Genomic DNA, 5,734 nt, shown 5'->3' on the forward strand with positions numbered 1-5,734 from the left:
GGCGGGCCGGCAGCGGCCGGGCCGCCCGCGGGCGTGGCCGGGGCGCGGCGACGGGTGCGGCCGCCGGCGGCGCGACCCAGGACACCGCGAAAATCCGTGCGTGGGCGAAGGAGAACGGATACGAGGTCAATGACCGGGGCCGCGTTCCCGCGAACATCCGCGAGGCGTACGAGAAGGCCGGCGTCTGAGGGACGCCGACAACCGACGGTCCTCGACCCCGCACCGCCCGACCGGGTCGGTGCGCGGCGAAGGCCCGGGTCCCGTGTGCGGGGGGTCGCCAGGTGCGGCCCCCCGAGACATGTCCGGGGAGCGCGTTCCGCCGCGCCCCGTCCGGCCGACTCCGTGACGCTGCGCCCGCGTACCGCCGCTCAGGGTGGTTCACGTTCGCCTGTAGCGGATGTCCGGGCCCCCGGCGGCATGGAGTGTCAGCCTTGGGGGGTAGGAAGTCCCTAATGGATGAGGGGGGCGGTGGTTTGTGGGCCACGACCGGTATTCCGGGGTGCGTTCGCCGACGGCGTAGCCGTCTCGGGCGCTCTGCCTTGGCCTGCGGGAACATCGTCTCGCACTATCGGGTTGGAGCTGTTGTCGCCTGTTCGGGGCACGGAGCCGGGGACAGGAGCACACAGTTGGAATGAGCGGTCCCCCGTTGCGGGACTAAGCTGCGGAAGGACAGGGAGGGGACCGACCCCTTTACTGCCTGACCGCTCTGAGGAGCGATTATCGATGTTCGAGAGGTTCACCGACCGCGCGCGGCGGGTTGTCGTCCTGGCTCAGGAAGAAGCCCGGATGCTCAACCACAACTACATCGGCACCGAGCACATCCTTCTGGGCCTGATCCACGAGGGTGAGGGTGTCGCCGCTAAGGCCCTGGAGAGCCTCGGGATCTCGCTTGAGGCGGTCCGCCAGCAGGTGGAGGAGATCATCGGGCAGGGCCAGCAGGCGCCGTCCGGGCACATCCCCTTCACCCCCCGGGCCAAGAAGGTCCTGGAGCTGTCGCTCCGGGAGGCACTCCAGCTGGGCCACAACTACATCGGCACCGAGCACATCCTGCTCGGCCTGATTCGCGAGGGCGAGGGCGTCGCCGCCCAGGTCCTGGTGAAGCTCGGCGCCGACCTGAACCGGGTGCGGCAGCAGGTCATCCAGCTGCTCTCCGGCTACTCCGGCGGCAAGGAGGCGGCCACGGCCGGCGCCCCGTCCGAGGGCACGCCCTCGACCTCCCTGGTGCTCGACCAGTTCGGCCGGAACCTGACCCAGGCCGCTCGGGAGAGCAAGCTCGACCCGGTCATCGGGCGCGAGAAGGAGATCGAGCGGGTCATGCAGGTGCTGTCCCGCCGCACCAAGAACAACCCGGTCCTGATCGGCGAGCCCGGCGTCGGCAAGACGGCCGTCGTCGAGGGCCTGGCCCAGGCCATCGTCAAGGGCGAGGTGCCCGAGACCCTCAAGGACAAGCACCTCTACACCCTGGACCTCGGCGCGCTGGTCGCCGGCTCCCGGTACCGGGGTGACTTCGAGGAGCGCCTGAAGAAGGTCCTCAAGGAGATCCGCACCCGCGGCGACATCATCCTGTTCATCGACGAGCTGCACACCCTGGTCGGCGCCGGCGCCGCCGAGGGCGCGATCGACGCCGCCAGCATCCTCAAGCCGATGCTGGCCCGTGGCGAGCTTCAGACGATCGGCGCCACCACGCTCGACGAGTACCGCAAGTACCTGGAGAAGGACGCCGCGCTGGAGCGCCGCTTCCAGCCGATCCAGGTCGCCGAGCCGTCGCTGCCGCACACCATCGAGATCCTCAAGGGCCTGCGGGACCGGTACGAGGCGCACCACCGGGTCTCGATCACGGACTCGGCCCTGGTCGCCGCCGCCCAGCTGGCGGACCGGTACATCTCGGACCGCTTCCTCCCCGACAAGGCGATCGACCTGATCGACGAGGCCGGCTCGCGGATGCGCATCCGCCGGATGACGGCCCCGCCGGACCTGCGCGAGTTCGACGAGAAGATCGCGAACGTGCGCCGGGAGAAGGAGTCCGCGATCGACTCGCAGGACTTCGAGAAGGCCGCCTCCCTGCGGGACAACGAGAAGCAGCTGCTCACCGCGAAGGCCCAGCGGGAGAAGGAGTGGAAGTCCGGCGACATGGACGTCGTCGCCGAGGTGGACGAGGACCTCATCGCCGAGGTGCTGGCCGCCTCCACGGGCATCCCGGTCTTCAAGCTGACCGAGGAGGAGTCCTCGCGGCTGCTGCGCATGGAGGACGAGCTGCACAAGCGCGTCATCGGGCAGCAGGACGCGATCAAGGCGCTCTCCCAGGCCATCCGCCGCACCAGGGCCGGCCTGAAGGACCCGAAGCGTCCCGGTGGCTCGTTCATCTTCGCCGGCCCGTCCGGCGTCGGTAAGACCGAGCTGTCCAAGACGCTGGCCGAGTTCCTCTTCGGCGACGAGGACGCGCTGATCTCCCTCGACATGTCGGAGTTCGGCGAGAAGCACACGGTCTCCCGCCTCTTCGGCTCCCCGCCCGGCTACGTCGGGTACGAGGAGGGCGGCCAGCTGACGGAGAAGGTGCGGCGCAAGCCGTTCTCCGTGGTCCTCTTCGACGAGGTGGAGAAGGCCCACCCGGACATCTTCAACTCCCTGTTGCAGATCCTGGAGGACGGTCGCCTGACCGACTCCCAGGGCCGGGTGGTCGACTTCAAGAACACGGTCATCATCATGACCACCAACCTCGGTACCCGGGACATCTCCAAGGGCTTCAACCTCGGCTTCGCGGTCGCGGGCGACGTCACCACCGGGTACGAGCGGATGAAGGCCAAGGTCAACGACGAGCTGAAGCAGCACTTCCGCCCGGAGTTCCTGAACCGCGTCGACGACACCGTCGTGTTCCACCAGCTCACCCAGGAAGACATCATCAAGATCGTCGACCTGATGGTGGCGCAGGTGGACGAGCGGCTGAAGGACCGCGACATGGCGATCGAGCTGTCGACGGACGCCAAGGAGCTGCTGGCCAAGCGCGGCTACGACCCGGTGCTCGGCGCCCGGCCGCTGCGGCGCACCATCCAGCGGGACATCGAGGACGTGCTCTCGGAGAAGATCCTCTTCGGCGAGCTGCGCCCCGGTCACATCGTGGTGGTGGACACCGAGGGCGAGGGCAAGGACCGCACCTTCACCTTCCGGGGTGAGGAGAAGTCCGCGCTGCCCGACGCCGTGCCGGTCGAGCAGGCCGCCAAGGGCGGGCCGAAGCTCTCCAAGGACTGAGGCCCAGCCCCGATCCCACGGGTGCCCCCGCGACCACTGCGGTCGCGGGGGCACCCGTCGTTGGTGGGCCCGTCGTCCGCGTTCGCCGGCGGGGCCGATCGCGCCCACGATGGAGGGTGAGGGAACGGGCGGGAACGCGCCGGATCAGGCCGGCTCGTGCCCGTTCGACCGGTTGAGCGCTGGGAGGTGCGACGCCCATGCGGCACGAGATGCGGGCCGAGTATGCCGCGACCGCCGAGGGCCAGGAGGCGGCCGAGGGGACGGACGAGGCCACGGGCCGGGAGCCGTCCGGGGCCTGGCCGGTCAGGACCTGGCACATGGTGCGGGAGGGCGAGGCGAGCGCGATGTGCGGCCGTGAGCTGCGGCCGGACGCCAGAAGCCTCTCCGACGAGGAGTGGGGGCGCACCCCGGAGCCGTTCTGCCACACCTGCGGGGCGCTCTACCTGCGCGAGGTGCCCTGAGCGCGAGGTGCCCTGAGCGTGAGGTGCTTGGGCACGAGGTGCTTGGGCACCGGTGCTGAGCTGGGACGATGCCGGGGCCGGGGTGGACTGTCAGTGGGCTGGTGCAGACTGCCGGCATGACAGAGAAGTTGGCCGTCACCGGCGCCGACGGGCTGGCGCGTTGCCCCTGGGGGCTGGAGCCGGAGGAGTACCGGGACTATCACGACGAGGAGTGGGGCCGGCCGGTCCGGGGGGACGACGCGCTCTTCGAGCGGATCTCCCTGGAGGCGTTCCAGTCGGGGCTCTCCTGGCTCACGATCCTGCGGCGCCGCCCGGGGTTCCGGGCCGCGTTCGCCGGGTTCGAGATCGCCGCCGTGGCGAAGTTCACCGAGGAGGACGCCGCCCGCCTGCTGGCCGACCCCGGCATCATCCGCAACCGGCTGAAGATCGAGGCCACCCTGCGGAACGCGCGGACGATAGCCGACTGGGCCGAGGGCGAGCTGACCGAGCTGATCTGGTCCTTCGCGCCGGACGCGACCACCCGGCCGGCGCCCCGCAGCACGGCCGATGTGCCGGCCACCACCCCCGAGTCCACGGCCCTCGCCCGGGAGCTGAAGCGACGCGGCGTCCGCTTCGTCGGGCCCACCACGGCCTATGCCCTGATGCAGGCCTGCGGGCTGGTCAACGACCACCTGGCGGACTGCCACGCCAGGGGCGCCATGGCCGGTTGAGCGCGCCGTCTCGGCCGGCCGGCGCCCGAGGACGAGGACAGCGAGGAGAACGGGGGAGGGTCCCACATGACCGAACGTGACTGGTGGATCGTCGAGGCCGAGACGGTCGACGAGGTGGTGGGCGCCGAGGCGCTCTACGACGGCCCGGCGCGCCGCGAGTGGGCCGAACGCTTTCTGGCCTCGCCGGGCCACCACCTGCTGTTGGCGCGGGCCGCCGACGCCGAGGGCCCGGTGGGGATGGTGACGGGCGTGGAGCTGACCCACCCGGACAAGGGCACGGAGATGTTCCTCTACGAGCTGGGGGTCGCCGCGTCGCACCGGCGCCGTGGCATCGGCCGTGGCCTGGTCGACGCGCTCGCCGAACTGGCCCGCGCCCACGGCTGCTACGGCATGTGGGTAGCGGTCGACGCGGACAACGAGCCGGCCCTGGCCACCTACCGCGCCGCCGGCGGCCACCCGGAGGGCCCACCCTGCGAGGTCCCCCTCTGGCACTTCGACCGGCGGCCGTAGGTCCCACGCCGCCGCCCGGCCGGCGCCGTACCTGCCGCGCCGCCCGGCCGGCGCGGGCATCAGGTCCTCGCCGTCCGCGCTCCGGTGGCCGGCAACGGCGGGCCCGCGTGAACGCGCCATCCGACCGCGCCACCGTGTCCCGTTCCGCTCAACGGCCCGGCCGCGCACCGCCGTTGGCGCGGGTGCCGCCGCCGCGCTCCCCTCCCGCGCGCTCGCCCACGGGGCGGGCGGCGCCCCGCTCCCGCGCGGCCAGCGCTTCCGCTTCCTGGGCTCGGAGGACGTCGGGGCCGTGGGCGTGGGCCCAGTCGCCGGCGGCTCTGAGGGTGGGGAGGAGGGTTTCGCCCAGCGGGGTCAGGCGGTACTCGACGCGGGGTGGCGCCTCGCGGTAGCGCTGCCTGGTGACCAGCCCGTCCCGTTCCAGCCGGCGCAGCGTCTCGGTGAGGACCTTGTTGCTGATGCCGCCGATGCGGCGGCGCAGCGTGGCCGGGCGGGTCGGGCCGTTCCGCAGGGCCCAGAGCACCACGCCGCTCCAGGTGTTGCCCAGCAGATCGAACGTCAACCGCGCCGGGCAGTCGGCGATGAACGCGGGCATGGTCGTCTCCTGGCGTTTTCGGTAACCGAACGGTGCCTTTCGGTCTGCCTACGCTCCGATGGTCACCCCAGGCGACAACCGCCGGGGACGGAAGGGGAATTCCCATGCGGATCGGGATTCTGGGCGCCGGCCGGATGGCCGAGGCGCTCGGCGGGCACTGGGCGCGGGCCGGCCACCGGCTGATGGTCAGCGGGCGGGAACGGGCCCGCGCCGCG

Annotated in this window: 7 protein-coding genes; 6 read left to right on the forward strand and 1 reads right to left on the reverse strand. The window is 71.7% G+C overall.

Annotated features, from left to right (window positions below):
• The 5 genes from EBN88_RS28040 to EBN88_RS28060 form a co-directional block, all read left to right on the forward strand.
• Positions 1 to 188 (forward strand): Lsr2 family DNA-binding protein (locus EBN88_RS28040; RefSeq protein ID WP_199742516.1); only part of this gene is annotated, 188 nt, incomplete at its 5' end.
• A 535-nt stretch (positions 189 to 723) separates the two neighbouring features.
• On the forward strand, positions 724 to 3,246 hold the full coding sequence (locus tag EBN88_RS28045; RefSeq protein ID WP_122399836.1) for an ATP-dependent Clp protease ATP-binding subunit: 2,523 nt from the start codon (positions 724 to 726) through the stop codon (positions 3,244 to 3,246).
• 197 nt (positions 3,247 to 3,443) lie between these two features.
• The gene (locus EBN88_RS28050; RefSeq protein WP_122399837.1) at positions 3,444 to 3,707 is read left to right on the forward strand and encodes a hypothetical protein; all 264 of its coding nucleotides are present in this window, start codon (positions 3,444 to 3,446) and stop codon (positions 3,705 to 3,707) included.
• 116 nt (positions 3,708 to 3,823) lie between these two features.
• On the forward strand, positions 3,824 to 4,417 hold the full coding sequence (locus EBN88_RS28055) for a DNA-3-methyladenine glycosylase I (protein WP_122399838.1): 594 nt from the start codon (positions 3,824 to 3,826) through the stop codon (positions 4,415 to 4,417).
• Between the two features lie 66 nt (positions 4,418 to 4,483).
• A complete protein-coding gene (locus tag EBN88_RS28060; RefSeq protein WP_122399839.1) occupies positions 4,484 to 4,927 on the forward strand; it encodes a GNAT family N-acetyltransferase in 444 nt (147 codons plus the stop codon).
• Positions 4,928 to 5,075: 148 nt separating this feature from the next.
• Here the strand turns inward: EBN88_RS28060 and EBN88_RS28065 are convergent, their stop codons facing one another.
• Positions 5,076 to 5,519 carry a winged helix-turn-helix transcriptional regulator gene (locus EBN88_RS28065; protein WP_122399840.1) on the reverse strand — a complete coding sequence of 148 codons (444 nt, stop codon included), beginning with the start codon at positions 5,517 to 5,519 and terminating at the stop codon, positions 5,076 to 5,078.
• A 104-nt stretch (positions 5,520 to 5,623) separates the two neighbouring features.
• Between EBN88_RS28065 and EBN88_RS28070 the strand changes: the two genes are divergently transcribed.
• On the forward strand, positions 5,624 to 5,734 hold a 111-nt coding region (locus EBN88_RS28070; protein ID WP_158621561.1), incomplete at its 3' end, for an NAD(P)-binding domain-containing protein.

This window comes from Streptomyces triticirhizae (genome assembly GCF_003696235.1).
GTDB lineage: Bacteria > Actinomycetota > Actinomycetes > Streptomycetales > Streptomycetaceae > Streptomyces > Streptomyces triticirhizae.